Source organism: Rhodanobacter ginsengiterrae (assembly GCF_050026815.1).
Classification (GTDB): domain Bacteria; phylum Pseudomonadota; class Gammaproteobacteria; order Xanthomonadales; family Rhodanobacteraceae; genus Rhodanobacter; species Rhodanobacter ginsengiterrae.
On the sequence record NZ_JALBWO010000047.1, the window covers coordinates 22,831 to 49,529 of the forward strand.

General features: G+C 66.2%; 29 protein-coding genes. 24 read left to right on the forward strand and 5 right to left on the reverse strand.

Annotation, left to right across the window (positions count from 1 at the left end; genetic code table 11):
• Window positions 1-100 precede the first annotated feature (100 nt).
• The 4 genes from ACQGNJ_RS05155 (at window position 101) to ACQGNJ_RS05170 (ending at window position 2,620) form a co-directional block, all read left to right on the forward strand.
• A complete protein-coding gene (locus tag ACQGNJ_RS05155; protein WP_426688165.1) occupies window positions 101-754 on the forward strand; it encodes a glutathione S-transferase family protein in 654 nt (217 codons plus the stop codon).
• Entirely contained in the window at window positions 703-1,170 is a 468-nt protein-coding gene (locus ACQGNJ_RS05160) for a hypothetical protein (protein ID WP_426688166.1), read from the forward strand. Before ACQGNJ_RS05155 ends, ACQGNJ_RS05160 begins: the two co-directional genes overlap by 52 nt.
• A gap of 118 nt (window positions 1,171-1,288) precedes the next feature.
• The gene (locus ACQGNJ_RS05165; RefSeq protein WP_426688167.1) at window positions 1,289-2,008 is read left to right on the forward strand and encodes a hypothetical protein; all 720 of its coding nucleotides are present in this window, start codon (window positions 1,289-1,291) and stop codon (window positions 2,006-2,008) included.
• Between the two features lie 108 nt (window positions 2,009-2,116).
• Window positions 2,117-2,620: a GNAT family N-acetyltransferase gene (locus ACQGNJ_RS05170; protein WP_426688168.1), complete on the forward strand. Its 504-nt coding sequence runs from the start codon at window positions 2,117-2,119 to the stop codon at window positions 2,618-2,620.
• A gap of 223 nt (window positions 2,621-2,843) precedes the next feature.
• Here ACQGNJ_RS05170 and ACQGNJ_RS05175 read toward each other — a convergent pair whose 3' ends face one another.
• A complete protein-coding gene (locus ACQGNJ_RS05175) occupies window positions 2,844-3,254 on the reverse strand; it encodes a host attachment family protein (protein WP_426688169.1) in 411 nt (136 codons plus the stop codon).
• Between the two features lie 394 nt (window positions 3,255-3,648).
• Between ACQGNJ_RS05175 and ACQGNJ_RS05180 the strand changes: the two genes are divergently transcribed.
• From ACQGNJ_RS05180 to ACQGNJ_RS05200, 5 genes are all read left to right on the forward strand, one after another.
• Window positions 3,649-4,767: a GGDEF domain-containing protein gene (locus tag ACQGNJ_RS05180; protein WP_426688170.1), complete on the forward strand. Its 1,119-nt coding sequence runs from the start codon at window positions 3,649-3,651 to the stop codon at window positions 4,765-4,767.
• A gap of 630 nt (window positions 4,768-5,397) precedes the next feature.
• On the forward strand, window positions 5,398-7,065 hold the full coding sequence (locus ACQGNJ_RS05185; RefSeq protein WP_426688171.1) for a ShlB/FhaC/HecB family hemolysin secretion/activation protein: 1,668 nt from the start codon (window positions 5,398-5,400) through the stop codon (window positions 7,063-7,065).
• A 50-nt stretch (window positions 7,066-7,115) separates the two neighbouring features.
• A complete protein-coding gene (locus ACQGNJ_RS05190; protein ID WP_426688172.1) occupies window positions 7,116-9,449 on the forward strand; it encodes a filamentous hemagglutinin N-terminal domain-containing protein in 2,334 nt (777 codons plus the stop codon).
• An 85-nt stretch (window positions 9,450-9,534) separates the two neighbouring features.
• Window positions 9,535-10,254, forward strand: coding sequence for a L,D-transpeptidase (locus ACQGNJ_RS05195; RefSeq protein WP_426688173.1), 720 nt, complete (start codon window positions 9,535-9,537; stop codon window positions 10,252-10,254).
• 102 nt (window positions 10,255-10,356) lie between these two features.
• A complete protein-coding gene (locus tag ACQGNJ_RS05200) occupies window positions 10,357-10,578 on the forward strand; it encodes a TonB-dependent receptor (protein ID WP_426688174.1) in 222 nt (73 codons plus the stop codon).
• A gap of 23 nt (window positions 10,579-10,601) precedes the next feature.
• Here the strand turns inward: ACQGNJ_RS05200 and ACQGNJ_RS05205 are convergent, their stop codons facing one another.
• Entirely contained in the window at window positions 10,602-11,114 is a 513-nt protein-coding gene (locus ACQGNJ_RS05205; protein ID WP_426688175.1) for a DUF1697 domain-containing protein, read from the reverse strand.
• A 212-nt stretch (window positions 11,115-11,326) separates the two neighbouring features.
• On the opposite strand from ACQGNJ_RS05205, the gene ACQGNJ_RS05210 reads away from it, so the two are divergent.
• From ACQGNJ_RS05210 to ACQGNJ_RS05225, 4 genes are all read left to right on the forward strand, one after another.
• On the forward strand, window positions 11,327-12,157 hold the full coding sequence (locus tag ACQGNJ_RS05210) for a DUF2167 domain-containing protein (RefSeq protein ID WP_426688176.1): 831 nt from the start codon (window positions 11,327-11,329) through the stop codon (window positions 12,155-12,157).
• Between the two features lie 3 nt (window positions 12,158-12,160).
• On the forward strand, window positions 12,161-12,874 hold the full coding sequence (locus ACQGNJ_RS05215; protein ID WP_426688177.1) for a hypothetical protein: 714 nt from the start codon (window positions 12,161-12,163) through the stop codon (window positions 12,872-12,874).
• A complete protein-coding gene (locus ACQGNJ_RS05220; protein WP_426688178.1) occupies window positions 12,871-13,266 on the forward strand; it encodes a J domain-containing protein in 396 nt (131 codons plus the stop codon). Before ACQGNJ_RS05215 ends, ACQGNJ_RS05220 begins: the two co-directional genes overlap by 4 nt.
• 298 nt (window positions 13,267-13,564) lie before the next feature.
• Window positions 13,565-14,332 carry a hypothetical protein gene (locus tag ACQGNJ_RS05225; protein WP_426688179.1) on the forward strand — a complete coding sequence of 256 codons (768 nt, stop codon included), beginning with the start codon at window positions 13,565-13,567 and terminating at the stop codon, window positions 14,330-14,332.
• A gap of 10 nt (window positions 14,333-14,342) precedes the next feature.
• On the opposite strand, the gene ACQGNJ_RS05230 is transcribed toward ACQGNJ_RS05225, so the two are convergent.
• Entirely contained in the window at window positions 14,343-15,737 is a 1,395-nt protein-coding gene (locus tag ACQGNJ_RS05230; protein ID WP_426688180.1) for an Hsp70 family protein, read from the reverse strand.
• 133 nt (window positions 15,738-15,870) lie between these two features.
• On the opposite strand from ACQGNJ_RS05230, the gene ACQGNJ_RS05235 reads away from it, so the two are divergent.
• Window positions 15,871-16,539, forward strand: coding sequence for a thiopurine S-methyltransferase (locus ACQGNJ_RS05235; RefSeq protein WP_426688181.1), 669 nt, complete (start codon window positions 15,871-15,873; stop codon window positions 16,537-16,539).
• Window positions 16,540-16,610: 71 nt separating this feature from the next.
• Complete coding sequence (locus ACQGNJ_RS05240) at window positions 16,611-16,886, forward strand: hypothetical protein (protein ID WP_426688182.1); 276 nt, start codon at window positions 16,611-16,613, stop codon at window positions 16,884-16,886.
• Here ACQGNJ_RS05240 and ACQGNJ_RS05245 read toward each other — a convergent pair.
• Window positions 16,864-17,301, reverse strand: a complete 438-nt coding sequence (locus ACQGNJ_RS05245; RefSeq protein WP_426688183.1) for a CHRD domain-containing protein — start codon at window positions 17,299-17,301, stop codon at window positions 16,864-16,866. The genes ACQGNJ_RS05240 and ACQGNJ_RS05245 overlap by 23 nt on opposite strands.
• 236 nt (window positions 17,302-17,537) lie before the next feature.
• Between ACQGNJ_RS05245 and ACQGNJ_RS05250 the strand changes: the two genes are divergently transcribed.
• The 6 genes from ACQGNJ_RS05250 to ACQGNJ_RS05275 all read left to right on the forward strand — a co-directional run bounded on the left by ACQGNJ_RS05250 (window position 17,538) and on the right by ACQGNJ_RS05275 (window position 22,952).
• Entirely contained in the window at window positions 17,538-19,310 is a 1,773-nt protein-coding gene (locus ACQGNJ_RS05250; protein WP_426688184.1) for a sensor domain-containing diguanylate cyclase, read from the forward strand.
• A gap of 113 nt (window positions 19,311-19,423) precedes the next feature.
• Window positions 19,424-19,939 (forward strand): DUF3016 domain-containing protein, encoded by a 516-nt coding sequence (locus ACQGNJ_RS05255; RefSeq protein WP_426688185.1) that lies wholly within the window; start codon window positions 19,424-19,426, stop codon window positions 19,937-19,939.
• A 392-nt stretch (window positions 19,940-20,331) separates the two neighbouring features.
• Window positions 20,332-20,676, forward strand: a complete 345-nt coding sequence (locus ACQGNJ_RS05260) for a DUF2846 domain-containing protein (RefSeq protein ID WP_426688186.1) — start codon at window positions 20,332-20,334, stop codon at window positions 20,674-20,676.
• A 161-nt stretch (window positions 20,677-20,837) separates the two neighbouring features.
• Window positions 20,838-21,272 carry a hypothetical protein gene (locus ACQGNJ_RS05265; protein ID WP_426688187.1) on the forward strand — a complete coding sequence of 145 codons (435 nt, stop codon included), beginning with the start codon at window positions 20,838-20,840 and terminating at the stop codon, window positions 21,270-21,272.
• 88 nt (window positions 21,273-21,360) lie between these two features.
• A complete protein-coding gene (locus ACQGNJ_RS05270; protein ID WP_426688188.1) occupies window positions 21,361-21,732 on the forward strand; it encodes a hypothetical protein in 372 nt (123 codons plus the stop codon).
• Window positions 21,733-22,028: 296 nt separating this feature from the next.
• Window positions 22,029-22,952 carry a M14 family metallopeptidase gene (locus ACQGNJ_RS05275; protein ID WP_426688189.1) on the forward strand — a complete coding sequence of 308 codons (924 nt, stop codon included), beginning with the start codon at window positions 22,029-22,031 and terminating at the stop codon, window positions 22,950-22,952.
• Window positions 22,953-22,997: 45 nt separating this feature from the next.
• On the opposite strand, the gene ACQGNJ_RS05280 is transcribed toward ACQGNJ_RS05275, so the two are convergent.
• Window positions 22,998-23,399: a DUF4087 domain-containing protein gene (locus ACQGNJ_RS05280; protein WP_426688190.1), complete on the reverse strand. Its 402-nt coding sequence runs from the start codon at window positions 23,397-23,399 to the stop codon at window positions 22,998-23,000.
• 250 nt (window positions 23,400-23,649) lie between these two features.
• On the opposite strand from ACQGNJ_RS05280, the gene ACQGNJ_RS05285 reads away from it, so the two are divergent.
• The 3 genes from ACQGNJ_RS05285 (at window position 23,650) to ACQGNJ_RS05295 (ending at window position 26,668) form a co-directional block, all read left to right on the forward strand.
• On the forward strand, window positions 23,650-23,832 hold the full coding sequence (locus ACQGNJ_RS05285) for a hypothetical protein (RefSeq protein ID WP_426688191.1): 183 nt from the start codon (window positions 23,650-23,652) through the stop codon (window positions 23,830-23,832).
• Between the two features lie 115 nt (window positions 23,833-23,947).
• Entirely contained in the window at window positions 23,948-26,140 is a 2,193-nt protein-coding gene (locus tag ACQGNJ_RS05290) for a M3 family metallopeptidase (protein WP_426688192.1), read from the forward strand.
• Between the two features lie 147 nt (window positions 26,141-26,287).
• Window positions 26,288-26,668, forward strand: coding sequence for a hypothetical protein (locus tag ACQGNJ_RS05295; protein ID WP_426688193.1), 381 nt, complete (start codon window positions 26,288-26,290; stop codon window positions 26,666-26,668).
• The last annotated feature ends 31 nt before the right edge of the window (window positions 26,669-26,699 follow it).

Here is a 26,699-nt window from a genome sequence, read left to right on the forward strand (position 1 = left end):
TCCGTTTGCCAGATATAGCAGGCCTGCAAAATATGTTCTTTAACATAATTGGCGACTGCGTATGCTTGGCCGCCGAAGGTTCATCCAACGGAGGAAAGGCATGAAGATCTACTGGATCAAGGCGCAGGCGCCACGCCGTGTGCTGGCACTGGTGAAGCATCTTGGCATCGACGCGGACTGCATCGAGGTCGATCTGCTGGCGGGCGGGCTGAAGACGCCCGCGTACCTGGCGCTGAACCCGAATGGCAAGGCGCCGACCATGGTGGACGGCGATGTCACGCTGTGGGAATCGTCCGCGATCATGGCCTACCTCTGCATCAAGACCGGCTCGGACATGTGGCCGGCGCAGCACCCGGCCGAGCAGATCGAGATACTGCGCTGGCTGTCGTGGAACGACAACCACTGGTCGCGCGCGGTGGGAGCGTTCTACTTCGAGCTCATCATCAAGCCGGCCTTCCACCTGGGTGAACCGGACCGCTCGGAAATGGTCGCGATGATGCCGGAGCTGAGGCGACTGGCCGCGGTGCTGGACGGCCATCTGCAAGGGCGCGAATTCGTCGCCTGCGGTCGGCTCACCCTTGCCGATTTCCAGCTGGCATCGATGGCGTGCGACTGGCGCGATGCGGAGATGCCGTTCAACGATTACCCGCACGTCGCGCGCTGGCTCGATGGCCTGATGAGCCTTCCCGGCTGGGCCGATCCATGGCCGGCCAGATCGAACGCGCCGCAGGCTTCGGCGTTGGCGAATGGCTGAGTGTGCGACGGGTTCAACGCCGGCTGCAGAGCCGACATCATTTCGGAGAGTGGACCATGAAGAATTTTCTTGCCGTCTATACGGGCTCGGACGCGTCGCGCAAGGCCTGCGGTTGGGATGCACTGGGTGAGGCGGAGCAGCAGGCGCGCCGAAAGCAGGGCATGCAGGCCTGGCAGCATTGGGCAGAAACCAACAGGGAGGCCATCGTTGACATGGGTGCCCCGTTGGGCGAGACCACGCGGGTATCCAGGCAGGGCGTCGAAAACATCAGGAACGCGATGGCCGCGTTCACCATCGTCAGGGCCGATTCCCGCGAAGCGGCCGCGACGATGTTCGAAGGCCATCCGCATTTCACGATCTTTCCCGGCGACGCGGTCGAGATCATGGAATGCCTGCCCATGCCGGGGGAGAAGTGACGAGGAAGCTGCGCCGTGCCGGTGGTGCGGGGCGATGGTCGCCGCGACAGTCTTTGACGACCGCTCCGGCATCGGCATAGCATCGGCGCGCTCGCTGTTTTCTCGGGGAGGGGAAACCATGCCACGCGCTTCCGTTCGATCCGGCCCGACCCTGACCCGGCGGATGTATCCGTGGGTGCCGCTGGCCCTTGGCTTGGCCGTGTTCGCCGGCTTCGCGCCCACCTACTACCTGAAGTTCGCCTTCGCCCAGCCGGCACTGCCGTGGCTGGTACATCTGCACGGCTTGCTGATGAGTGCCTGGGTGCTGCTGTTCGCCAGCCAGACCTGGCTGGTGGCCAGGCAGCGGGTCGATCTGCACCGGCGCCTGGGTGTCGCCGGCGTCGCGCTGGTGGCATTGATCCCGATGGTCGGCTCGATGACCGCGATCGAGGGCGCGCGCCTGGGCCACTCGCCGGGGCCGCCGCCGCTGGTGTTTCTCACCGTGCCGCTATTCGATGTGCTGGTTTTCACGGCGCTTGCCGTCGCCGCGCTGGCGCTGCGGCGACGCACCGACTGGCATCGCCGGCTGATGCTGACCGCCACGCTGAACCTGCTGCCGCCGGCGCTGGGCCGCTTCGCGCCGCTGTACCTGCACCTGCCCGGTTTGCCGTTCGCCTTCGGCGTGACCGACCTGCTGCTGCTGGGCGCAGCAACCTGGGACACGTGGCAGCATCGCCGGCTGCATCCGGCGTTCGGCTGGGGCATCGGCGTGACCCTGGCGTGGGAGGTGGCGGCGGTTGCGCTGGGTTCGACGGCGGGGTGGCTGCACGTGGCGCAGTGGCTGACCGGGACCGGCTGACTGGCCGGCGCACGGCCGGTTCGCTGCAGTCGGCCAAACGTGTAAAAGGAGAGGTCAGGTCACGTGCCGGGCCCTGGTCGTCCTGCATGATTTCACCAAGGCTGTTTGATGCTCCGCGACGCCACGCCCGCCGATTTTCCCGCGATCCTCGCCCTCAACGAGGCGTTCGTCGCCGTGCTCAGTCCACTGGACCGCGAGCGTCTGGCGCAGCTGCATGCGCAGGCGGCGCTGCATCGGGTGATCGAACGGGACGGGCGGGTCGAGGCTTTCCTGCTGGCTTTCCGTGAGGGCGCCGACTACGACGGCGCCAACTATCGCTGGTTCGCCCAGCGCTACGCGCGTTTCCTCTACGTGGACCGCATCGTCGTCGCCGGTGGCGGACAGGCGCAGGGAGCGGGCAGTCGGCTCTATCGCGATGCCTGTGCGGTGGCGGCGGCCGATGCGGTGCCGTTGATCACCTGCGAGTTCGACATCGAGCCGCCCAATCCGGCCTCGGCACGGTTTCACGCCAGGCAGGGTTTCCGCGAAGTCGGCCGCAGGCAGCTCGACGGCGGCAAGACGGTTTCGATGCAGGTACTCGACGTGGCTGGCGTCGCCAGCGGAGCAGGTTGAGCCAGGCATGGCGCGCGGCCGGGCTTGCTTCGATCGCCGCAAGCGGCAGGCTCACTTCGACACCTGGGGCCCATCCCGCTCGCGGAGCTGCGCCCGCCACGGCGGGCGAACCTGGCACGCTTCAACGCTGCCGTACCGCCGGCCGGCGCGTAAAAGCCCAACGCAACCCTTGCCCGCCTGGCAAGGCATCAACAGCCAGTGCTTGGCGTGTGAAGCGACAGGTTCAGTCGTTCGCCTTGAGGATCTTCTCGATGTCTTCGACGGTGGAGTTGGTCAGCGTCTTGGCCAGCTCGCCGGTGAGGCGCCGGGTGGTTTCCCCGTGCAGCTGGGGGCGGATCTCGCCCATCGTCTTCGGATCGGCGATCAGGAACAGATGCTCGAACTCCTGCTTCAGCGCCGCGGCGTTCAGTCGCTGCACCAGCTGTTTGGCGAAGGTCGCTTCATCGGTCTGTTCCGGCGTGGCCTCGGGCGGGCGGTGGCCGGACGGTCCCTGATCCTCGGTGTCGTTCGTATCGGGTTTGATCAGCGCTTCCTGCTTCAGCCTCAACGCGTCGTGCTTGCCGATGTTGTGGAACAGGCGCGCATGCGTACCATCGGCCACCACCACCCATGTACCGGTAGGAATCTTGTGCATCTGCTTCTCCTGCATGGTGGCGCATCGGGGTGTTGCGCCATTCGGTGGATCCTAGCCGGGCAGATGTGAGCAAAATGGCGTGGCGGGGTGCGGGGTGGCGCCACTCGTGGCTGCGACGAAAGGCGGATCCGGGTGTTCAACGCCCGATGTTCCGCCAGGCGGGCGGGCGACTGCCCGCCGGGTCAGCCGGGGCGCCGCAGGCCACCCGGTATTCTTTTGTGCCCGGCCGAGGCATGCTCTGTCCGGGACCGTCGCAGCCTTGGGGCTGCGCCGAGGTCAACCTTGCCACGGGGGGCAGCACGATGACCGAAGCCACGCAGCGATCGGCTGCATCTTGCGCTCGCCGCGGATCGCCGATGGGTGATCTTCCGGCGTGCCTTCGGAGCGGGTACCGATGCTGCTGAGGCCAGACGCTCCGTTGCAGCCGCGCAAGGCCAGCCATGCGTTGGTGCCATACGCTGGCCGCGAGCGCAAGCGCATTGCGCTGCTGGCGATCTTCGTGCTCAGTTGGCTCAGCACGGCGATGGCCTGGGCAGTGATGGAATCGCGCGGCATTTCCTCGCCGACCTTGCGCGGCGTGTTTGCCGTGAACATGGTCTTCCACCCGCTGATGTTCGCGATGGTCTGCTGGCGCTGGCTGCCCGAGCGGATGGTCGACCTGGGCTGCCTGCTGTTTGCCGCCGGCATCTGCGCCGCGTGCATGGTGCTGCGGCTCTACTTCCCCGCGTATGGCGAGCACATCGACCTGGAACCGCTATACCTGTGGATTCCGGTGATCTACGTGTTCGCCTTCACCCTGGCCGGACACAAGTCCAGCCTGGCCATCTCGCTGGGCATCCTGGCGCTGTTCCTGGTGATCAGCCTGCCGTACCTGGTGCATGCGCCGATGCAGCGGTTCGCCAATTTCACCATCCAGCTGCACATGGTTTCGGCGGTGCTGATTGCGGCGCTGTACTTTTTCTCCAGCTACCAGCATCGCCTGCAGCTGGCGCAGCTCACGATGGACGAGTTGTCGGCGCTGTCGCACACCGATGAGCTGACCCGCTTGCCCAATCGCCGCCGGATCTCGCAGGTGGTCGGCTACGAGCTCATCCGGTTTGAGCGCTACGGCCCCGGCTTCGCGGTGATCATGATCGACATCGACCACTTCAAGTCCGTGAACGACGGCTTTGGCCATCAGGTGGGCGACCAGGCATTGCAGGCGCTGGCCGCGCGCGTGGGAGAAACATTGCGCGAAGGCGATACGCTGGGTCGCTGGGGCGGCGAGGAGTTCGTGATCGTGCTGCCCGGCGCGCGGCTCGACGACGCCCTGCGCAAGGCCCACGCGCTGTGCGTCCATGTGGCCGCCACGCCGTTGGTCAACGACCAGCTGATCAGCATCAGCTGCGGCGTGGCTAGCGTCACCCCCGCCGACACCGCCGAAAGCCTGTTCCATCGCGCCGACACGGCGCTGTACGCGGCCAAGCAGCGCGGGCGCAACCGCGCCGAGTGCGTGGCGCCGGTGTGCGCATGACGCCAGCGATGGGCGACCGCGATAGCTGATCGGCTATGGCAACGTTTGCCGCGGGCGTGACCGTTCCCGCCGACGTTGCGGCAACATTGTTCAGAACATGGCGCTGCGCGGGCCTGGCTCCACCGCGCAATGCCATGCATCACCCAGTCGCGCGCACAAGCAGTGCCGGCCATGCCGACGCCGATGACGGCGATGCGAGCCGTGGCAAAACGACGCAGTTGTGGGAGCGCCCGACCGCGTCAGTGCGTCACCGCGAAAGTAACCGGAATGCGGCCATCGCAACGAGCTGATGGTTGCTTCGCTGACCGTATGAAAGCGTCCCTCACAGGCATTTTCAAGTGGCCTTGACGCAAATGAACGGAATCCACGCACCTGGCGAAGCTGCGCCTGGCCGTCGAGATGTCGCTTTCCGACATGTCGCCGGTAGGTGCTCCTGAAACTTCCGGAGCGGTTCGCGTCCCGATGACTTCACGGCTCCCAGACGCCATGCAGTATATCTGTGAAGTGGATCTCCGCCGCGGCATGCAGTCCGGCATTCGGCGAAAGGGACCCTGACCCCAATCACAGCCAGCGCATTTTTCGCTCGACCCGCAGTTGCGGGGGTGCGGAAACCACGGCAGGAAGTCCCTCATGAAAACCAAGATGTATTTGCCGCTGGCGCTGCTGGCGCTGGCTCCTGCCGCGTGGGCGCAAGACGTGCCCGGAGCTGGCAGCCAGCTGCGACAGCTTCCACCGGCGCCGCTGCCGCAACAGGTCGCGCCGGATATCCGCATCGAGCAGGCAACGGCTCCACCCACTTCGGGCGAGAGTTCGGTGAGGGTGCTGGTGAATGCGCTGCACGTGTCCGGTGAGCAGGTCTTCTCCGAGGCGGAACTGGTGGGCGTCACCGGTTTCCGGCCTGGATCGCAGCTTTCGCTGGCGGATCTGCAGGCGATGGCATCGCGCATCACCGAGTTCTATCGCAGCCATGGCTACTTCGTGGCACAGGCGTTCTTGCCCGCGCAGAAGGTCATCGACCATCAGGTGACCATTGCGGTCAGCGAAGGCCGCTATGGCAAGGTGACCTTGAACAACAGCAGCAACCTGTCCAGCCGGCTTGCCCGGAGCAGGCTGGACGGATTGAACACCGGCGATCCGATCACCATCAGGCCGCTGGAAAACCGCCTGCTGCTGCTTTCCGACGTGCCCGGTGTGCACGTTTCTTCGACGCTGTCGCCGGGCGCCACGCCGGGAACTTCGGATCTGCTGGTCGATGTCACGCCCGGTCGGCGCGTGACGGGCAGTGTGGACGCGGACAATGCCGGCAACCCGTATACCGGCGAATACCGCATCGGCGCGACGGTGAACCTCAACAACCCGCTCGGGCTCGGTGATGTCGCCAGCCTGCGTGTGCTGACATCGGGTCGCGGGCTGCGTTACGGCCGCGCCTCGTATCAGTTGCAAGCCGGTCGTGCCACGGTGGGTGTGGCTTACAGCCGGCTGGAATACGTGCTGGGCAAGCAGTTCAGAAGTCTCCGCGCACATGGTTCGGCCGACGTGGCCAGCGTCTATGGCTATTACCCGCTGATGCGCTCGCGCAATACCAGTCTGACCGCCGGACTGGTCTACGAAGAGAAGAGCTTCCGCGACCATATCGACCTGTTCCAGTCGGTCAGCGATCGCCGCGCGCACGTGCTGACGGCCCAGCTTTACGGCAGCCAGCAGGATGGTTTTGGCGGCGGCGGCGTGACCTCGCTTTTCGTCGGCCTGTCTCTCGGATCGCTCGATATCCGGACCCCGGCAGCGCGGGCGGCCGATGCGGTGAGCGCGCAGACCGAGGGCTCCTATCGCAAGGCGTGGTTCAACGTGGCGCGACTGCAGCGAGTCACCGACCTGGTGTCGCTCTACGGCAGTTTCACCGGGCAGGTTGCCTCGAAGAATCTGGATCCGTCCGAGAAGCTGGTGCTGGGCGGCATGGATGGGGTTCGTGCCTATCCGCAGGGTGAGGGTTTTGGCGACGCAGGCTATCTCGCCAGTCTCGAAGCCCGCTTGCTGCTCGCCGGAGTGTCAGCCCACGTACCGGGGCAAGTGCATCTGCTCGCTTTTGTGGATACCGGGCACATCAACATCAACGAACGCCCGTGGTACGCGGGGCCCAACAGCCGCACGTTGAGCAGCGTCGGCGTGGGCGCCACCTGGGAGGATGCGGGCAACTTCTCGGTGAGGACGTATTACGCGCGGAAGCTCGGCAGCGAGCCTGCCATATCGGCGCCGGACAGGTCGGGTCGTTTCTGGATCCAGGCGATCAAGTACTTCTGAACCCGTGTGGCCCTTGCGCAGGGTCCTGAAAAAGCATTCGAGAATCCATCATGAACCGCACTGATTGTCCCTTCCAGAAACCGCAGGTCCATCCGATCGGCGTGGCGTCCGTCACCGGCCGCGCCGAAGCGAACCGCCGATCCGGTGCCGGTCCGCCCCGCCGCCTGACCGTCCGCGTCTTGTCGGCATCGCTGCTGCTGGCGCTGGCCATACCTGCCTATGCGACGGTTCCCACCGGCGGCGTGGTGACGGCCGGCCAGGCCAGCATCAGCAGCAATGGCAGCACCACCACGATCACCCAGTCCAGCGCCAACGTCATCATCAACTGGCAGAATTTCAGCATCGGCGCCGGCGATACCGTGCATTTCATCCAGCCGGGCAGTACGTCGATCGCGTTGAACCGGGTACTGGGCGCCGATCCATCGGTCATCCTCGGCAACCTCACCGCCAACGGCAAGGTCTTCCTGATCAATCCCAACGGCGTGCTGTTCGGCAGCGGCGCGTCAGTCAACGTTGCGGGCCTGGTGGCGTCCACCATGGCCATCACGGATGCCGATTTCATGGCCGGCCACTATGCGTTTTCCAACGCCGGCGCCGGCCAGATCGTCAACCAGGGCCGGATCGACGTCGCCGATGGCGGCTATGTCGCCCTGCTGGGTCGCAGCGTCAGCAACCAGGGCGTCATTTCAGCGCGACTTGGCAGCGTGGCGCTGGCCAGTGGCAAGGCGGTGACGCTGGACGTGGCCGGTGACGGCCTGTTGAACGTAACGGTCTCGCAAGGTGCGCTGAATGCGCTGGTCAGCAACGGCGGCATGATCCAGGCCGATGGTGGTCGCGTGCTGCTCACCGCGCAGGGGGCGGGCGATCTGCTCAATACCGTGGTCAACAACACGGGCGTCATCCAGGCGCAGACGATCCAGAATCACGACGGCTCGATCCTGCTGCTGGGCGACATGCAAAGCGGCACCGTGAATGTCGCCGGCAAGCTGGATGCGAGCGCGCCAGGCGGTGGTGACGGTGGCTTCATCGAGACGTCCGCGGCACACGTCAACGTGAGCGACGGTGCACGGGTCACCACGGCCGCGGCACAGGGAACCACCGGCCAATGGCGGATCGACCCGCTGGACTACACGGTGGGCAGCGCTCCCGGCGACAACATTTCCGGCGCGACGCTCTCCGCTCAGCTGGTCACCAGCAACATCACCATCGACACCACCACCACGACCGGCACCGGCAACGGCGATATCTTCATCAATGATGCGGTGAGCTGGACGGCCAGTGGCACACCCACCACGCTGGCGCTCAACGCCAATCGCGACGTGAACATCAACGCCGCCGTTACCGCCGCCAATGGCAATTTCTCGGTGTGCTGCGGGCGCGATGTCAACATCGGCGGGGCCATCACCACCACCAACGGCAGCATCAAGCTCAGTGCCGGCAACGACATCAACCAGCGTGCGGCCATCACGGTGACGGACGGCAACCTGCTGATGTGCGCGGGGAACAACGTCAACGTGTTTTCCGCGCTAACCCTGACCCGCGGCACCGCCGATCCCACCCGCAGCCTGGGCCTGCCGCTGGGCATGACCCTGAGCGCCGATACGGACGGCACCGGTCCCGGCATCGCCGGCGGCACGGTCGTGTTCGATTCACTGGCGCCCCTGGCAACAGTCACCAAGGCCCCGGTCAACATCTACTACAACCCGGTTTCCTACACTGCACCGACGGATTATGCCAACAAGTTCACGCTAACCCAGGGAGCCACGCTCAGCCCTTTCATGCTGGTATTCGCCGCGGGTGGCGACAAGACCTACGACGGCACCACGGCAACCACGCTGACCGGTTTGAAGGGCAGCCCGTCGGGGGTGACCCTGGTCAACGGCGCCGGTAGCAGCGCCAACTTCATCACCCCGGACGTCGGCGCAGACAAAGGCATCACCTATACCGGTTACACCTTGTCCGGACCGAATGCGGGTTCCTACGCGCTATCGCTGAATTGCTGCGGCCCGGTATTCGCACATACCACCGGGACGATCGCCACCGCACCGCCACCGCCACCGCCACCGCCACCGCCGCCACCACCACCGCCGCCACCACCACCGCCGCCACCGCCACCGCCACCGCCACCGCCGCCACCACCGGCACCACCGGCACCGGCACCACCGGCACCGGCACCGGCAGCGCCGGTGCTGCCGACGGGAGCACCGCTGCTGGGCGTGCTGCTGCCCTTGCCGGAGTGGACGCCACCGCCGACTACGCTCGTCGAAGTGACCCCCGAGTCGCCGTTGGTGATGATGATGGTGGAAGCACCGGTGCCGCCGCCGGTGCTGCCGGTCACTCCCTACGTGGCGCCGGTCTACAAGCCGAAGCCAGCGCGGAACTAGGGTGGCAGGCCATGCGCGCATGAGCGCAGCGGGTTGTGGCAGCTGCCACGGGAGCGCCGGCACGCGCAGGTACGGGCCAGCGCTGGTGGCCGCACTGACGCTGGCGGTGGCGTGCCACTCGACGACCGTGGCGGCGAGCGGCCGGAGCGATCCGGCGTCGGCCAGCCGCCACTCGCCGAGTGGGGTTGAAGCCGTCGCCGGTCGCCCCGCGGCGCCGGGCGTCGGTCTGAATCCTCCGTCAGCGGAAGTGACCGAGCTGGTGCAGTGGGTCATCAGCTCGCGCGACAACGGCGGCATGCCCTACCTGATCATCGACAAGGCCAATGCCGCGGTATTCGCGTTCGATGCGGCCGGTCACCTGCAGGCCGCCGCGCCCGTGCTGCTCGGGCTGGCACGGGGCGATCGCTCGGTCGCCGGGGTGGGCGACGAGAAGATGTCGGCGATTCGGCCACAGGATCGCGTCACCCCGGCCGGCCGCTTCGTCTCTTCGCTGGCTCGCGATACGCACGGCAAGGAGATCCTGTGGGTCGACTACAAGGATGCCATCGCGCTGCATCCGGTGGTCAAGGGAACCCCGCTGGAACGCCGTGCCGAGCGTCTGCAGAGTCCGTCCTCGGCAGACAACCGCATTTCGTACGGCTGCATCAACGTGCCACCGACGTTCTATCGCAGCTTCGTCAGCCCGGCATTCACGCACACCAGCGGCATCGTCTACATCCTGCCGGAAACCAGTTCGGGACGTCGATCGTTCTGGTCGGACAAGGTTGGCCACGGCGCAGGCTCGCCCATTCCGGCACAGCCGTAGTCAAGTCGTTGCGCCGCGCATCGATCGGCGCACCGGCAGCTTTAACAGCCGCAGCTGCGCGAAGGACTAGTCTGTGGGTTCGACTCAGCAGGAAACTCCGCCATGACTTCGCTTTCCGGCAAGACCGGCAACGGCTTCACCTATGAAGCCGAGTACGAGGTCGCAAGCGGCGGTCGCATTCTGTGGAACGCCACCTTCCGTCGTGACGGCGGCTATGCCGGGGTACGGCATGGCCAACTGCATGACATGCAGGATGTGCCGGACGCTTCGTTGACCGAGCTGGTGAAGGGCAGCATCGAGTCGACCTGGACCAACGCCACCTGAGGCGCCGCCCCGGCAGCTGGCATTCAACCTGAGGCGGCCAGCTCGGCCAGCTTGGCAATCGTGTTGATGTTGCGCGCGGTGCCGGCCTTCGCGGCGGGAATCGTCAGGCGCGAGTCGGCCATGCCATCGCCATAGTGCACGTAGATCTCGCGTCTGCCGCAGGCCAGCCGCTCCAGCTTCTGCTGCCTGACATCGGCCAGCGCATCGGCTGGTGGCGCAGCGTCGAGGAAGATCGCCACCACCCGGTTGCCCGGTGCTTCGGCAAACGGATTGTCGGCCAGCACCCGGGCCATTTCGGCGGCGGTGCGGATCAGCACGCCGACCGGTTTGCCGGCATAACCCAGCAGTTGCTGTTCCAGCTTCTTCTTCACTGCAGCCTCGCCGAGCTGGCTGGTGAACAGCACGTTGCCGCTGGCGATCCAGGTGCGCACATCGGCGAACCCGGCCGCTTCGCACATCGACTTGAGTTCGCTCATCGGCAGCTTGCCGGTGCCGCCGACATTGACGGCACGAAGCAGGGCTACGTACTGGGTCATCGTTGCATCGCTCCGGCGTCATGGATGCTGCAGTTTCAGATGCGCCGGCCATGGCAGCAAGCGGTCGTCCGACTGGAGCGGCTCGCGCCGCGGTTGGAGGACACCAGGCGCCTGGCTCGCAGGGCTGGCCCTGGCGCCCGCCGCTTGCTAATTTGTCGATGCTCGCGGCGGCGCAGGGGCGCCGGAGTTCATACAGGGAACAGGGGAAAAGCATGAAGCGAATTTTCTCGGTGCTGGCAGCACTGGCGCTGGCGTGTGCGAGCGCGCATGTCGGGGCGCAGGACAATGGGGCGGCGGACTTGCCCTGGCAGAAGGGGCCGATCACCGTGCAGCTGGGCCACGAGGCCACGCTGAACGTGCCGGAGGGCTATGCCTTCCTGGATGCCGACGGAACTCGGAAGTTCAACGAGGTGGCGCACAACCCGCCCCGCGACGGAGACGAATACACGCTGGCCGGCCGCAACTGGGTGGCCTATTTCTCGTATGGCGACGTCGGCTACGTCAAGGATGACGACAAGATCGACGCCGACGCCATTCTCGACAATATCCGCGAGGGTACCGCCGCAGCCAACAAGGAACGCCGCGCGCGTGGCTGGGGCGAGATGAGCATTCTGGGCTGGAGCGCTCCGCCGGAGTACGACACCCAGTTGAAGTCGCTGACCTGGTCGATCCTCGGCGAGGACCAGAGCAATCACCAGAAGATCGTCAACTACAACGCCCGCTTGCTCGGACGTCACGGCGTGATGAGTGTGGTGATGGTGACGGAGCCGGAAACCCTCACCGCAGCCATTGGTGACTTCAAGAGCCGGGTCAAGGGATTCGAGTTTGTCCAGGGTGAAACCTATGGCGAGTACCGGTCGGGCGACCACGTGGCGTCGTATGGCCTGGCGGCACTGATCACCGGCGGCGCGGCCGCGGTGGCGGCGAAAAAGGGCCTGTTCAGCGTGATCGGCGGCTTCCTCGTGGCGGCCTGGAAGTTCGTGCTGGCCGGGCTGGTCGCGATGAGTGCCTGGTTCAAGTCGATCTTCAAGAAGAAGCAGTAGCGGATGCTGCTGCACGACCAGGGCTGGTTGATGGTCGCGGTGGTCGGGTTGTATCTCTACGACTCGGCGCTGCTGCTGCTCCATGACGAGGTGGTGCTGGAGGCACGCCGTCGCGGCTATGGCGTTTCGGGCGGCTCGGCTATGGAGTTCGGCGGCAGGCATCTGTTCCTGCCCAACCCGTTGCTGCCGCATCGTGCGCTGGCGCGGTTGAGCTGGCCACAAGGTGGCTCGCCGGCCTGGCGCGCGACGCGCTGGAAGCGCGCCCGGCTGGCGTTGTCGATCATCGCTCCCTGGACGTGGTGGTTGCTGGGTCTTTTCTTCGTGGTGTTGCCGTGTGCCTTGTGGTTCGGCACCGACGTGATGCTGCTCGCCTGGCTGCTGCTGACCTATGGGTCAATCGCCGCCATGCTGGCGCAGGTGTTCCGTCATCGAAAGGCGCTGGGTCTTGCGCCGCGTGCCGTGCTGGCGCTGGCCCTCGACGCCTTGCTTTGTGCCCCCTTCGCGCTGAACATCGTCAGGAAGATCAGCCTGCGCCAGGCGTCTGCTGCCACCTTGCACGGTTTTGCCACGTCGACACTGTCGCCGGTTGAGCGCGCCACGCTGGCCAGCCTGCTGCGCGAGAGGATCCGCGTCAGCCTGGATCATCTCGAACCGGGCAGCGCAGCCGGCGAAGCGCTCCGTGCCTATCTCGACCCCTACAAGGACGACATCTCGTGACGCTGACGCAGATCATCATCATCCTGGCCGGCCTGTTCATCGGTTACCGCCTTGTCAGCTACATGCTCTCGCCGGGAACGGGCGACGATCGGCGTTCGCGCCCGTCGCCGCCGCACAAGGATGCGGGCGAGGAGCAGGAACGCCCGCGGGATTGGCGCTGGCACGATACGTCGGTGTCGCCGCCGGCGGCAGCGGCACCGACCTGGTACCAGACGCTTGGCGTGAACGAGTCGGCGGGCCGGGAGGAGATCGATCACGCGTACCGGCAGCAGATCAGCCAGTACCATCCGGACAAGGTGGCCACCATGGGCGAGGCCATCCGTCAGCTGGCCGAGGCGCGCACCAAGGAAATCAACGCGGCCTACGAGAGCGCGATGCGGCAGCGCCGCTAGTTCGCGAAAGCCGACAGGCGGCGGATCGGGCCCGCCTGGCGCGTCGGCGAAACGTTCTGTCGACAACAAGGGATTGCCCGGCAGACAACGACTGCCCCATTGACGAGTCAACGCCATGTATCGACCGGTTCTTGTGGGCATGCTGCTGATGGCGGGTGTGGCGGGCTGCAGTTTGACCCGCGTGGTTGGGCAGGAAAGGATCGGCTGAGGCGGTGCTGCGGAGGAACGCGGGCAGCGGTGGACGGCAGTCCGCCGCTGCCGTCTAATGCCGCATCCAGCGCAGGTTGATGGGGGCGTCATGTTCGGTCTGTTTCGCAAGGGAACGCTGCTGGGCGACGAACTGAGCGAGTGGCAGTTCGATGTATTCGCGTGGTTGCTGCGGCATACCGGTGGATTCGAGGCGCTCCGCCACCGCCGCCTGATCTTGCCGACACCGGCATTCTTTCCGCAGCGGGCCGAGCGAAGCGGGGCTTTTGCAGAGGCGATTTTCGAGCAGGTGCGGCAGCATGCCGGCATGCTCGACTGGCCTTGCACGTTGCAGGCGCAAGACGAGGACCCTGACCCACTGGTGGCGCCGACTCTGCTGGTCAAGGGCGCCCCGCAGTCCCCGGCAGGTACCTTCCTGCGTACGGGCGAGGGCGCGCTGATCACGTACAGTCCGGCCAAGACCGGCGATCCCGGGGCGCTGATCGCCACCTTTGCGCACGAGCTGGCGCACTATCGCACGGCGGACTTTCCGGAAGCGCCGCCGGGCGGCTGGGATGTGTGGGAGCCGGCCACTGATCTGGCCGCGGTGTTTCTCGGCTTCGGACTGTTCCTCGCCAATGCGTGCTTCCAGTTCTCGCAGCACCAGGACACGGGCAGCATGGGTTGGCGCGCGCAGTGGCAGGGCTATGTGTCCGAGCCCGAGCTGCTGCATATGCATGCCATCCTCGCCACCCTGATCGGGTTGCCAGCCTCGGACACGAAGCCCTGGCTCAAACCCTCATTGCATGGTGTCTGGAAACGCGTGTGCAGCGATGTCAGCCAAGCCACCGGCGAGCTGGAAAAGCTCCGCGCCATCTAGACGGCCAAACTCACCCGGCGACCTCGTTCGCGGCCACTGCCAGCCCCGACACCACGCCCAACGACGGGTCGCCTTGCACCAGCGGGATTTCGGGGAAGCAGGCCTGCACGCGCGCCTTGATCTGCGGTGAGCGCGAGGTGCCGCCGGTGAGGAAGACGCTGGCCGGCAGGTCGGCGAGGTCGCCGCGCACCGCGACCAGGGTGCGTTCGAGCTGGCCGAGGAAGCCTTCGATCGCCGTATCGAAGTCGTAGCTGGTGGTCTCGACAGTCAGGCCGTGTTCGACGAAGTCCAGTTCGACGCGATGCCGCGCAGCGGCGCTCAGGCTGATCTTGGTGCGTTCGGCGAGCTGGTTGAGCCGGGTGGTGGCGCCGAGTTCCTGCAGCGCGCGCAGGCGCGAGCCGTAGGGTTCGTCCACCAGCCGATAGTCCTGCTTGCGGAACTCGCGCTGCTTGGGCAGGTTGTGCACGCTGGCCGCTTCGACGAACTGATGCTGCGGCATGCGGATGCTGTCCTTGCCCAGCAGCGGCATGAAGCGGTGCAGGCTGATGCTCACATCGAGGTCGGTGCCACCCTTGGGCAGGCCCCAGCTGCGTGCGATGTGCGGCGCCGCGCCACCGCCCAGTTCGGCATGCGCCACGTCGGTGGTGCCGCCGCCGATGTCGACGATCAGCGCGTGCTGCCGCGCTTCGAGGCTCTGGTGATAGTGCATCGCGGCCGCGGCCGGTTCTTCGAGAAAGCTCACCTCGTCGAAGCCGGCCGCGGCGGCCGCCTCGCGCAGGATTTCGATGGCCTGTTCCGACCCCTGCGCGCCCATCGAGCTGCGGAATTCCACCGGCCGCCCGATCACCGCGCCGCGCACCGGCACGCCGAACTGGCGGCTGGCGCACAGGCGGATGTGCTCGAGGATGTGCGTGGCGATGTGCACGATCACCTTGCGCACCTGCGGGTCCAGCCGGTAGCCGAACATCGACTTCGGCGACTCGATCAGGTTGCCGCCGCCGCTGTCCAGATAGCCTTCCACCGCCTCTTCGCCAAACAGCGCGTGCTGGAAGCTGGCGACCGACGCGGTGGCTTCACGGGTCTGCTGTTCCATCCATTGCCGGCGCACCACGCGCAGCGCGTCGCGCTGCAGCTCCTGTTCGCTGCGCGTTACTGGTGATTGCCCGCGCGCCGCGGCGGCTGCGGCCATCTCGCGCTGACGGGTACGGGCCAGGCGCAGCTCGACTTCCAGCTGTGCCTGCAGTTCGGCCGTCAGCTGGAAGTCTGCCGGGTCGGGCACCAGTTCGGGAAAGTACACCGCGGTGCGGAACTGCTCGGTGGCGCCGAAACGCACCAGTTGCAGTTCACCGTCGATGATGGCGGCGGCCGCCGAATAGCTGGTGCCGAAGTCGATGCCGATATGCATGGAAGGTGCGGGCTGCGTGATCAGGACCGCACAGTATGACGGTTGGCTGTGCGCTGCCCCACCGTTGGCTGACCTCCTCGTTCAGCTGGTACGGTTCGACCATCCGGGGCTTTGCGCCCATGGGAGATCAACGATGGACCCTGATTTCTGGCACCAGCGCTGGCGCGAGGGCCGCACCGGCTTCCACCAGCAGCGGCCGACGCCGTGGTTGCTGCAGTACTGGCCGGCGTTGGGGCTTGCGCCCGGCAGCCAGGTGCTGGTGCCGCTGGCGGGCAAGTCGCTGGATCTGGTCTGGCTGGCCGCGCAAGGCCATCGCGTGCTGGGGGTGGAGTTGTCGCCGCTGGCGGTGGCGCAGTTCTTCGCCGAGCATGCGTTGACGCCGCAGGTGTCCGAGTCCCCTTACGGTCGTCACCATCGTGCCGGCAATATCGAGCTGATCTGTGGCGACGTGTTTGGTCTGGACGCCGAAGCGCTGGCTGGCTGCGCGGCCGTGTACGATCGCGCCGCCCTGATCGCCTTGCCGCCGGAGCTGCGCCGTCGCTACGTGGACGAGCTGTATGCGCGCCTTCCCGGCGGCTGCCACGGCCTGCTGATCACGCTGGACTATCCGCAGCACGAGAAGGCAGGACCGCCCTTCGCGGTGCCCGATGCCGAAGTGCGCGAGCGCTATGGACGCGACTGGGAGGTGGCGATGCTGGAGCGTCGCGACATCCTCGCCGAGCAAGCGGGTTTCGCCGACGAAGGGGTGAGCGCGCTGGAAACGGCGGTGTACCGGTTGTCGCGCAAAGCGCAGGCGTCATGACAGGCCGCGCCGCTTGCGAACCGCCGGCATCCTGCCGATCGCTGCACTCCGCGAACTGTCGCCGGATGCAAATGATTCGTCAGGGCATGCTGGGCGCGCTGCTCGTCCTGTTGCTGTTCGCCGCCGCGGGCGGCCGGGCGACCGCGCACCCGCTCGACTACGGCAAGCCGCGCACCGCACGCTGGTCGACGATGCTGGATGACCTGCTGGTACTGCGGGAAGAACGTCCGCCCACTTTCGTGCGCAAGGCGACGCCGCAACAAGTGGAGCGCCAGCCGCCTGTCCACCTTCCGCATCGACGCGATGGTGAGCCGCGTGCGGTATCTACAATCCCGGTGACTGGCTGACCTTCATCTGCGCCCGCGCCTCGCCCTTCGGCTGCGCCTTGGTGTGCAGGTTGACGTAGGTCAGGCCGTTGAGCATCGCCGACTGGGTCGCCGCGTCGAGAGTCACGCTGTTGCTCATGCCGGTTTGATACGGACCGGGAATCAGCTTCATCACGCCAGCAGCCACACCCGGCTCGGCCGGGCCGTGGAAATGCGCGATGGTGACCGGGCCGCTGAGGTCCCGGTAGTCGATGGTGTACTTCAGCTGGTGGGTCACCGTGTCGAGGGTGGCATCGACGTGGCCGGATGGCTGGTTGGTGGCGCCATTCTCACCAGCGAAATCGCCGCTGAGCGAAACGCTCCTGGCGGCAGCAGCGGTGGAAAAGACGAGCAGGGCGGCGACGAGCGGCAGAAGCTTGCGCGGTGAGGTGGGCATGCCTGGATCCTCAATGGTCGATGGCGGGGCTTGGCCGCGAGGCGAGTCCGGAGCAGCTCGAATGGCGGCAAAGGTCGATCGTCACGCTAGCGGGTCGACTGTGCACGGCGTGGCAAGGCGTGCCGGCAGCCAGCGCCGCCGGCCGGCCGGGCGGGTGGGGCTGCCGCGGAACTCAGTCACGGCCTGTTGAGGTGTCCTGCGGAATACTCTTCCCTGTGCTTGAGCGAGGTCTGTGCATGTCTGTTCCGGTTCCCGCCGATGAAGTTGAACGACTGTCCCGGCTCCGCGCCCTGGGGGTGCTGGATACCGATGCCGAACCGCTGTTCGATGCCCTGACGCGGGCGGCGGCGCTGGTGGTCGGTGCCCCGATTGCGCTGCTCACCCTGGTCGATGCGGAGCGGCAGTGGTTCAAATCCAATGTCGGCCTGGACGGCGTCAGCGAAACGCCGCGGGCCAGTGCGTTTTGTGCGCACACGATTCTTGGCCACGACCTGCTGGAGATCGCCGACGCCCAAAACGACCCCCGCTTTGCCGACAACCCGCTGGTTACCGGTTCGCCGCACATCCGCTTCTACGCCGGTGCGCCGCTGGACCTGGGCGACGGGGTGCGCGTGGGTTCGCTGTGCGTGATCGATCGCGAGCCGCGCACCCTCAGCGACGCGCAGCGCAACGTGCTGATGGCGCTGGCGCAGGCCGCGACGCAGGCGCTGGAACTGCGCGTGCTCGCGCTGGGCCGGCAGTCGGTGCTGGAACGCGACATGGAACTGGCGCAACAACGCGAAAACGAGGCCCTGCAGCTGGGGCGGAAGCTGCGTGCCAGCGAGGCGTTTCTCGATCGCACTGGTCACCTGGCCGGTGTCGGCGGCTGGCAGATCGATCTGGAAAAGAACGAGATCCTGTGGACCGACGAGACCTGCCGCATCCACGACTTGCCACCGGGCTACCGCCCCACCTTGCAGGAGGCGCTGGATTTCTACGCGCCCGAATCGCGCCAGTTGATCACCGCCGCGGTAAGCAAGGCGTTGCAGGACGGCACCGGCTGGGACCTGGAATTGCAACTGGTGAGCGCCACCGGGCGCAAGCTCTGGGCGCACGTGATCGGCAACGTCGAGCGCGCCGATGACGGGCAGCCGCAACGTCTGGTTGGCGCGATCCAGGACGTGAGCATTCGCAAGCGCGTGGTTTCCGCCCTGGAAGCCAGCGACCGGCGCTTCCGCAAGCTGTTCGAGTACAGCCTGGGGCTGATCTGTACCCACGACTACGAAGGCGTGCTGCTGTCGGTCAACCCGGCGGCTGCCCGCTCGCTCGGCCACTCCGTTGGCGAGCTGTTGGGCCGGCCGCTGACCGACTTCATGCGGCCCGAACGTCATGCGGCGTTCCGTGCGTACCTGCTGCGCATGTACGCCGCCGATCGTGACGAAGGCACGCTGGAGCTGGTGGCGAAGGACGGTACCTTGCGCATCTGGCGATACCAGAACGTGCTGGACGACGGCGACGAAGATCCCTACGTGCTCGGCCACGCCCAGGACATCACCGAAAGTCATCACTACGCGCTCGACCTGCAGGAAATGTCGGTGCGCGATCCGCTCACCGGTTGCTACAACCGCCGCTTTCTCAACGAGGCATCGGCACGCAGCGGACAGGGGCTGCATGCCTGCATTACCTTCGACCTCGATCATTTCAAGCAGGTCAACGACACCTTCGGCCACCAGCGCGGTGACGAAGTGCTGGTGGCGATGGCGCATTTCCTGTCGCGCCACGTGCGCCCGGGCGACGCCGTCATCCGGCTGGGCGGCGACGAGTTCATGGTGCTGCTGCAAGATGCCGAGGCGGGGCTGGCCGAAAGCGTCGTGGCGCGCCTCGAACAGGATCGGCGGGACGCGCCGATCGGCTTCACCATGGGCTGGTCCACCTTTGGCCAGGAAGTGACCCTGGAGCAGGGCCTCGCCGAAGCGGATCGCCAGTTGTACGAGAAGCGCGCCTTGCGCGGAAAGGCGCAGCGGCGCTGAGCGGATTTGCGCGGCGACGTTCGCGCTCACGGCCATATACTGTTCCTGCCCTGGTCGCCGCCGCGCTGCGCGCCAGTGGCGGCCATCGTTTCATTCGCGTCCGGAGACCGGCCATGAAGCATCCCTCGTTGTCGCGCCTGTTGTGCCTGGCCAGCCTGGCGCTTGCCGCGTTCGGCGTGCAGGCGCAGGTGCCTGCACCGCATCGGGTCAGCGTGCACTATCGCGACCCTGGCCATTTCACCGAAACCCTCAGCAGCGTCGGCTTCCACGCGAACGACGATGCCTGGCTGGAACCGCTCAAGGCCTACTTCATCCAGCGCGCCGAACGCATCCTGGCGCCCGGCCAGCGGCTGGACATCACGGTGACCGACGTCGACCGTGCCGGCGAATACGAGCCCTGGCTGGGACCGAACCTGAGCGACGTGCGCATCATCAAGGACATCTACCCACCGCGCATCGACGTGGACTTCACCCTCCACGATGCGGCGGGCAAGGTGCTGCGGCAGGGCAGCCGCAAACTGCGCGATCCGGCTTTCCCCCGCAACAGCGTGGCCAACGACCAGGACCCGCTGCGTTACGAAAAGGCGGTGATCGATCGCTGGCTGCGCAAGGGTACGGCGGAGCTCTGAATCCGGGTGGCTGGACAAGGGCGTGTTGGAACAGCGGGCGTGCTCCGCGTTGACGGCGGACGTGCGGGCGAGGCTTGCGCTCAGCCGGCTCGGCGTGCCCTCTCTCGCAATAACTTTCGCGCAGTGAGGGGTCGTCATGATCCGCTCGACGTGCGAATATTTTTGGGTCGTCCATTGACCGGATGACACGAGCCTCCCTTGCCGGATCGGTGTTGCAGCGGCGAATGCAACCAGCTTGCATGCCGTCGATGACAACCTGCGATGACATCAGGGCGGAGTTCATCAAACAGGGGGAATTCATGTTCAAGAAACTGTTGTCGGCATTCGTGCTGACGGGCGTGTTGGTCGTGTCTGGTTGTGCCAGTGTGCCCATGGCGGGTCAGGCTGCGGACATGCAAGCCAAATCGTTCACGCCATCCGCCGACAAGGCGACGGTCTACATTTACCGCAACGAGAATTTCGGCGCGGCGATCAAGATGCCGGTACTGATCGACAACATGTCGGTGGGCGACACCGCTGCCAAGACCTATATCGAGAAGCAGCTGCCACCGGGCAGGCATACGATCACCTCGAAGACCGAGAAGGACTCTTCGGTCACCATCGACATGCTGGCCGGGCAGATCTACTACGTGTGGCAGGAAGTGAAGATGGGCATGTGGGCGGCCGGCTCGGCCCTGCATGTGGTCGATGCAAGCAAGGGACAGGCCGGTGTGCGCGAGTCCAAGCTGATCAATTGATCGTTCGCATCGCTGCGTGACGGCGCCCGAGCTTCGGGTGCGTGATACGAAACGGTGCCAGGCCGCCTTCCATGAAGACTTGGGATGAGCCTGGCGCCGCGGGTTGCCCGTCATGCAGCCAATGACCATGGCAGGGGAGGAGCGTCGTGACGAGACCGTTTTTGATCTGGGTAACCGTGGTGATTTCGGCATTGCTTTGCGTGGTCGCCGCTTTCGGCTTCCTGAAAATCCTTGTGCAGGTTCCGCTCTGGCTCGGCGCGAACAGCGGCATTGGTGGCGTCCGCGTGCTGGCCATTGTGGTCATCCAGACCGCCGAGATCCTGTTCCTGCTTGCCGTCGTCTACGCGGCGTTTGCCCGCCCGCGGTGGGGGCGTGTCGTGTGCTCCGTGTTCGCCGTGCTGATTGCGCTGGGTGTGCTCTACGCCGGCATCCGCCCCGACCCGCATCCCGTGTTCGCCATCAAGCCCGGTGCCGAAGCCGCTGGCGCGGTAGTCGGACGGTTGGCGATGTGCGTGTTGTTCGCCGTGTATGCCTTCAAGATGGTTGTCGGAAGCCGGGTGCGCGCATATTTCAATGTGGACGGAAGCAGACGCTAGCCGGCCGTGCGACGGAAGTCGCGGGCATGCCCGGCTGTGTCCTCCCGGTGGAGTGCGAACCCGTCATTGAACAAGCCGGGAAGACGACATGGGCATCGTGTGGTTGATTGCCGCGATGGCGGTGGTGATGTTGGGCCTGCCGGCGTTTCCGCTGCTGCTGGCGCGCCTGGGTGGCGGCAGCGACGCGCTCGAGTCGTCCTTTGCGCAACAGCAGGTGCCGTGCGCCAGCGGGCCGATCCCCGCCAGCGCCTTGCTGGTGCTGCATCGGACCCCGGGCATGACGATGTATTCGAACCAAGGCGACTTGATGAACGTCGACGCCAGCTGGCTTTGCCGCGCGCCCGATGGCAGCTATCTGCTGGCATTGGGGGCAGGGACAACGCATGCCGAACGAGATGGCATGGCTGCCGTGGAATCGGCAGCCCCTGGAAATCCACTGGAGCTGGCGACCCATGAATGAAGCCCAGGTGCGCCAGATGCTGGCCCACGATCGCGCTGCCCTGCGCGCGATCTTTCCCGCGCCGCCGGCGCATCAGGACGGCACCCACGCGACATCGTGACGAGCCGTCACGTCGGGCCGGCACACGGGGCGTGCGTGCGATGCTTGCGGCCCTCCGGTTTCATTCCCGCATGGGCTGTGGTGGATGCTCGCGTTTTCGATCGTCGCGCTGCGCTCGCGGTGCCGCGGGCGGCGATGCTTGTCCGGCCGGTGGTAAGGTGCCCGTGTTTTGAACAACCCGCGGAGCGCAAGACCCCATGACCAGCCAGACTTCCCCTCCCATCGGCACCCCCGGCGTTCGCTGGGGCGAGGCCGAGGTGGCGCAGTGGCGCGAGAGCCAGACCGTGCGGCGCAGCTACCAGAGCGAAGTCGTCAGCGTGATCGATCAGCTGCGCGCACGCTTCGACGTCACCGAGTACGGCCGGCTGGACTATCCACCGGCCAGTTATCCGCTGTTCGTCGTGCGCAGCCGCGAGTGGAATGACGCCCTGCCCACGATGCTGGTGACCGGCGGCGTGCATGGCTACGAAACCAGTGGCGTGCACGGCGCGCTGCGGTTCCTCGATCGGCACGCGGCGGACTACGCCGGTCGCGCCAACCTGGTGGTTGCGCCTTGCGTCAGCCCGTGGGCGTACGAGCGCATCCATCGCTGGAACCCCGCTGCGCTGGATCCGAACCGTTCGTTCCGTGCCGACAGTCCGGCGCCGGAATCGGCGGCGCTGATGCGCATGGTGGCGCCGTTGCGCGAGCAGGTGCTGATGCACATCGACCTGCACGAAACCACCGACAGCGACGAATCCGAATTCCGTCCCGCGCTGGCCGCGCGCGACGGCATGCCGCACGAGCCGGGCGAGATTCCCGACGGCTTCTACCTGGTCGATGATTCGGCCCATCCGCAGCCGGCGTTCCAGCGCGCGATCATCGAGGCGGTGGCCAGGGTCACGCATATCGCGCCGGCCGATGCGCAGGGCGAAATCATCGGCTCGCCGGTGGTTGCCGAAGGTGTGATCCAGTATGCCCTGCGCGAGCTGGGCCTGTGCGCCGGCCTCACCGAGGCGCGCTACAAGACCACCACCGAGGTTTATCCGGACAGTCCGCGGGCCAGCGCCGAGCAATGCAATGCCGCGCAGGCGGCGGCGGTTTGCGCCGCGATCGACTTCGCGCTGGGCCACGCGCCGTAATTCACGCGCGCCGCTCACCATGGTGCGTGGCGCCGGTTTCGCGCGTCAGTTTTCGTCGTCCAGTTCGTGCACCGGTTCCCGCAGCCGCTTGTCGCCGCGGCAGACGGCCAGCGGTTTGGCGGTGGCCCTGGCGATCGACAGCACGGTGTGCGTCTGTCGATCGCTGTGCACGGACAGGCAGGCGCAGCCGTAGCCGTGGTGGCCATTGGTCTCCACCCACTGCGCATCGCTGAATTCGGGCCAGTCGCCGTTAGCCTGATGCCCGCCCTGCACGCCGATTTCCCATTCGCCTTCGCGATCGGTCAGCGTGGCATTGCCCGGCGTGGGATTCTCGAACCAGCCGCAGCGTTGCTCCAGTGGCGCGGTATCTGCAGCCAGCGCGGGCGTCAGCGGCACGGCCAGCAGCATCGCCGCCACCAGTAGCTGGAACCGCGGGGTCGAACGCATGGGCAGGTTGCCGGCACGGGAGGTGTCCGCAGCATAGCCTGCATGGCCTGGCTGGATCAGCGATGCAGTCGCCATTCCGTACAGTGCGGCTGTCCGCCATCGGTGCGCGAGTTGTCCGCGGACAGCCATGCGCATCGTCGATGAGCGTGTGGGGTGGCTTGAAACAAGGGGTTTTCGCGCATCCATGGGGTTGGCACGGCGATTGCTATGAGTACATCACCAACACCTGACCGATTACCGGAGCCAACTCATGAAATTCGAATCGATGATCCTCGCCAGCCTGTTCGTCGCCTGCTTCGCGCTGTGCACCCTGGTGCTGGGCGCCATGTTGACGGCAACGCCGAACGCCGTGCCATTGGCCGGCACCACGACCTCGGCGGCGACCGCCCACTGCGCGCAGGCGGTCGATGCAGCGAGCTGCCCGCGTGCCTGATGCGGGCGCGGCAATCGCCTGCAGGCCGGTTGCCGCGAGTCCATAACTTTAGTCATGGGTGATGGTGGCGACCTTCGACTAGGATCGAGGGTCCACCATCGACGAGACAGCACCCATGAAGCATCCCATCGCGCTGGCCTTCGCCATTGCCCTGTCAGGCTCCATGGCCGGTTGCAGCGACGCCGGCAGCGACCAGAGCGAAACCGCCACCACCCAGGCGCACACCGATGCGGTAGCCACTGACGCCGGCAATCCGTTCTTCAGCGAAAGCCCGCTGCCGCTGCACTATCCGCCGTTCGACAAGATCAGGGACAGCGACTTCGCTCCGGCCTTCGACCGCGGCATGGCCGAGCAGCTCAAGGAAATCGATGCGATCGCCGGCAATGCCGAAGCGCCGACGTTCGACAACACCATTCTCGCGCTGGAGAAATCCGGCCAGCTGCTGAGCCGCACCTCGATCGTGTTCTTCAGCCTGGTCGGCGCGGACACCAATGACGCGCGCAAGGCGATCCAGGCCGACTACGCACCGAAGCTCGCCGCGCACCGCGATGCGGTGGCGCTGAACCCGATACTGTTCGCCCGCATCCGGAAACTTTACGACACCCGCGACCAACTGGGCCTGGACGCCGAGGGCGCACGACTGGTCGAGCGCTACCACACCGATTTCGTGCGGGCCGGCGCCAGGCTGTCCGACGCCGACAAGGCGCACCTGAAACAGATCAATGGCCAGCTGGCCAAGTTGGGCACGAAGTTCAGCCAGAACGTGCTGGCCGAGGTCAACGACTCGGCGGTGGTGGTCGATTCGAAGGAACAGCTGGCCGGACTCACCGACGAACAGATCGGCGTCGCCGCTGCCGCCGCCAAAGCCAAGGGGCAGGACGGCAAGTACCTGATCGCGCTGCTCAACACCACCGGCCAGCCACCGCTGGCGCAATTGCAGAACCGCGCATTGCGCCAGCGCATCTACCAGGCTTCGGCGGCACGCGGCAGTCGCGGCAATGCGTATGACAACACCGCAATCGTGTCGCAGGTGCTGAAGCTGCGCGCGGAGAAGGCGCGGATGCTTGGCTATCCGACCTATGCGGCCTACGTGCTGGCGGATGAAACGGCGAAGACCCCTGAGGCCGTCAATGCGATGCTGACCAGGCTGGCGCCGCCGGCGGTGGCCAACGCGAAGCGCGAAGGCGCGGCGCTGCAGGCAATGATCGACAGGGAGCAGGCGGCGAAGCATCAGCCGAGCTTCCAGCTGGCGCCGTGGGATTGGGCGTATTACACCGGGAAGGTGCGCGCCGAGAAGTACAACTTCGACGAGAGCCAGTTGAAGCCCTATCTGGAAATGAAGAACGTACTGGAGAACGGCGTGTTCTACGCCGCCGGCCAGCTGTATGGGCTCAGCTTCAGGCAGCGCACCGACCTGCCGGTGTACCAGCCGGACGTGCTGGTGTACGACGTGTTCGATGCGGACGGCAAGCAGCTGGCGATCTTCCTGGCCGACATGTATGCGCGCCCGTCCAAGCGCGGTGGTGCGTGGATGAACTCCTACGTGCAGCAGTCCGGCCTGACCGGCAACCTGCCGATCGTCGCCAACCACCTCAACATCACCAAGCCGGCCAGCGGTCCGACCTTGCTGACCTGGGATGAGGTCACCACGATGTTCCACGAGTTCGGCCATGCGCTGCATGGCATGTTCTCCAACGTGCAGTACCCGTACTTCAGCGGCACCAGCGTGCCGCGCGACTTCGTCGAGTTCCCGTCGCAGGTGAACGAGATGTGGTCCGACTGGCCGAGCGTGCTGGCCAACTACGCCAGGCACTACCAGACCGGCGCGCCGATGCCCAAGGAACTGCTGGACAAGGTGCTGGCCACCGCGAAGTTCAACCAGGGCTTCGCCACCACCGAGTATCTGGGTTCGGCGATGCTCGACCAGAGCTGGCACCAGGTCGGCGCGGACAGGATCCCCGAGGCGAACGGCGTGATGGCGTTCGAAGCCGCCGCGCTGAAGGCCAACGGCACCGACTACACGCCAGTGCCGCCGCGCTACCGCACGCCGTACTTCAGCCACATCATGGGCGGCTACGCGGCAGGCTCCTACGCGTACATCTGGTCCGAGGTGCTGGACGCGAACACGGTGGAGTGGATCAAGGCCAATGGCGGACTGACCCGCGCCAACGGCGACCGCTTCCGCGCCACCCTGCTGTCGCGCGGCGGCAGCAAGGATGCGCTGCAGCTGTTCCGCGACTTCGCCGGCCACGAGCCGCAGATCGAACCGCTGCTGAAGCGGCGCGGACTGGATGCGTCGGCTGACTGAGCGGCGCGCGGATCACTGAGCGGAAGATGGTCGCCCTGACCACCCGGGCGGCCTGTTCCATCTCCGCGCGAATCGCCTGCTGCCGGCCGGCCGCGCGCTCGGGCATACTGCCGTGCGAGCGGGGGACGAATCCACAGGGGAGTACGAATGACCATGCAGAATCCGTATCAGGCACCGCAGGCGGATGTGGCCGAACCGATGGCCCGCGCCAGTGGCATCGAGCAGGTGGCCAGTGCGCAGAAGCTGATCATCTACGCGATCCTCGGCTATTTCGCGGCCGTCGCCCTGCAGGCGGTTCTTGGCCCGATTGCCGCGCTGCTGCTGGTACTGGTGGTGTGCGCCGCGCTGGTCGGCACGTTCAAGCTGTGCACCGGCATGGGCTTCTCGATGCCGAGCCGGGTGATCCTGCTGGTGCTGATGTTCGTGCCGTTGGTGAGCCTGATCGTGCTGCTGGTATTGAACGCGAAAGCCACCGGCAAGCTGCGTGCGGCGGGTTATCACGTGGGCCTGCTGGGAGCCACGCGCTGAGGCGAGCGAGGCATGCCCAAGCGGCCGTGTC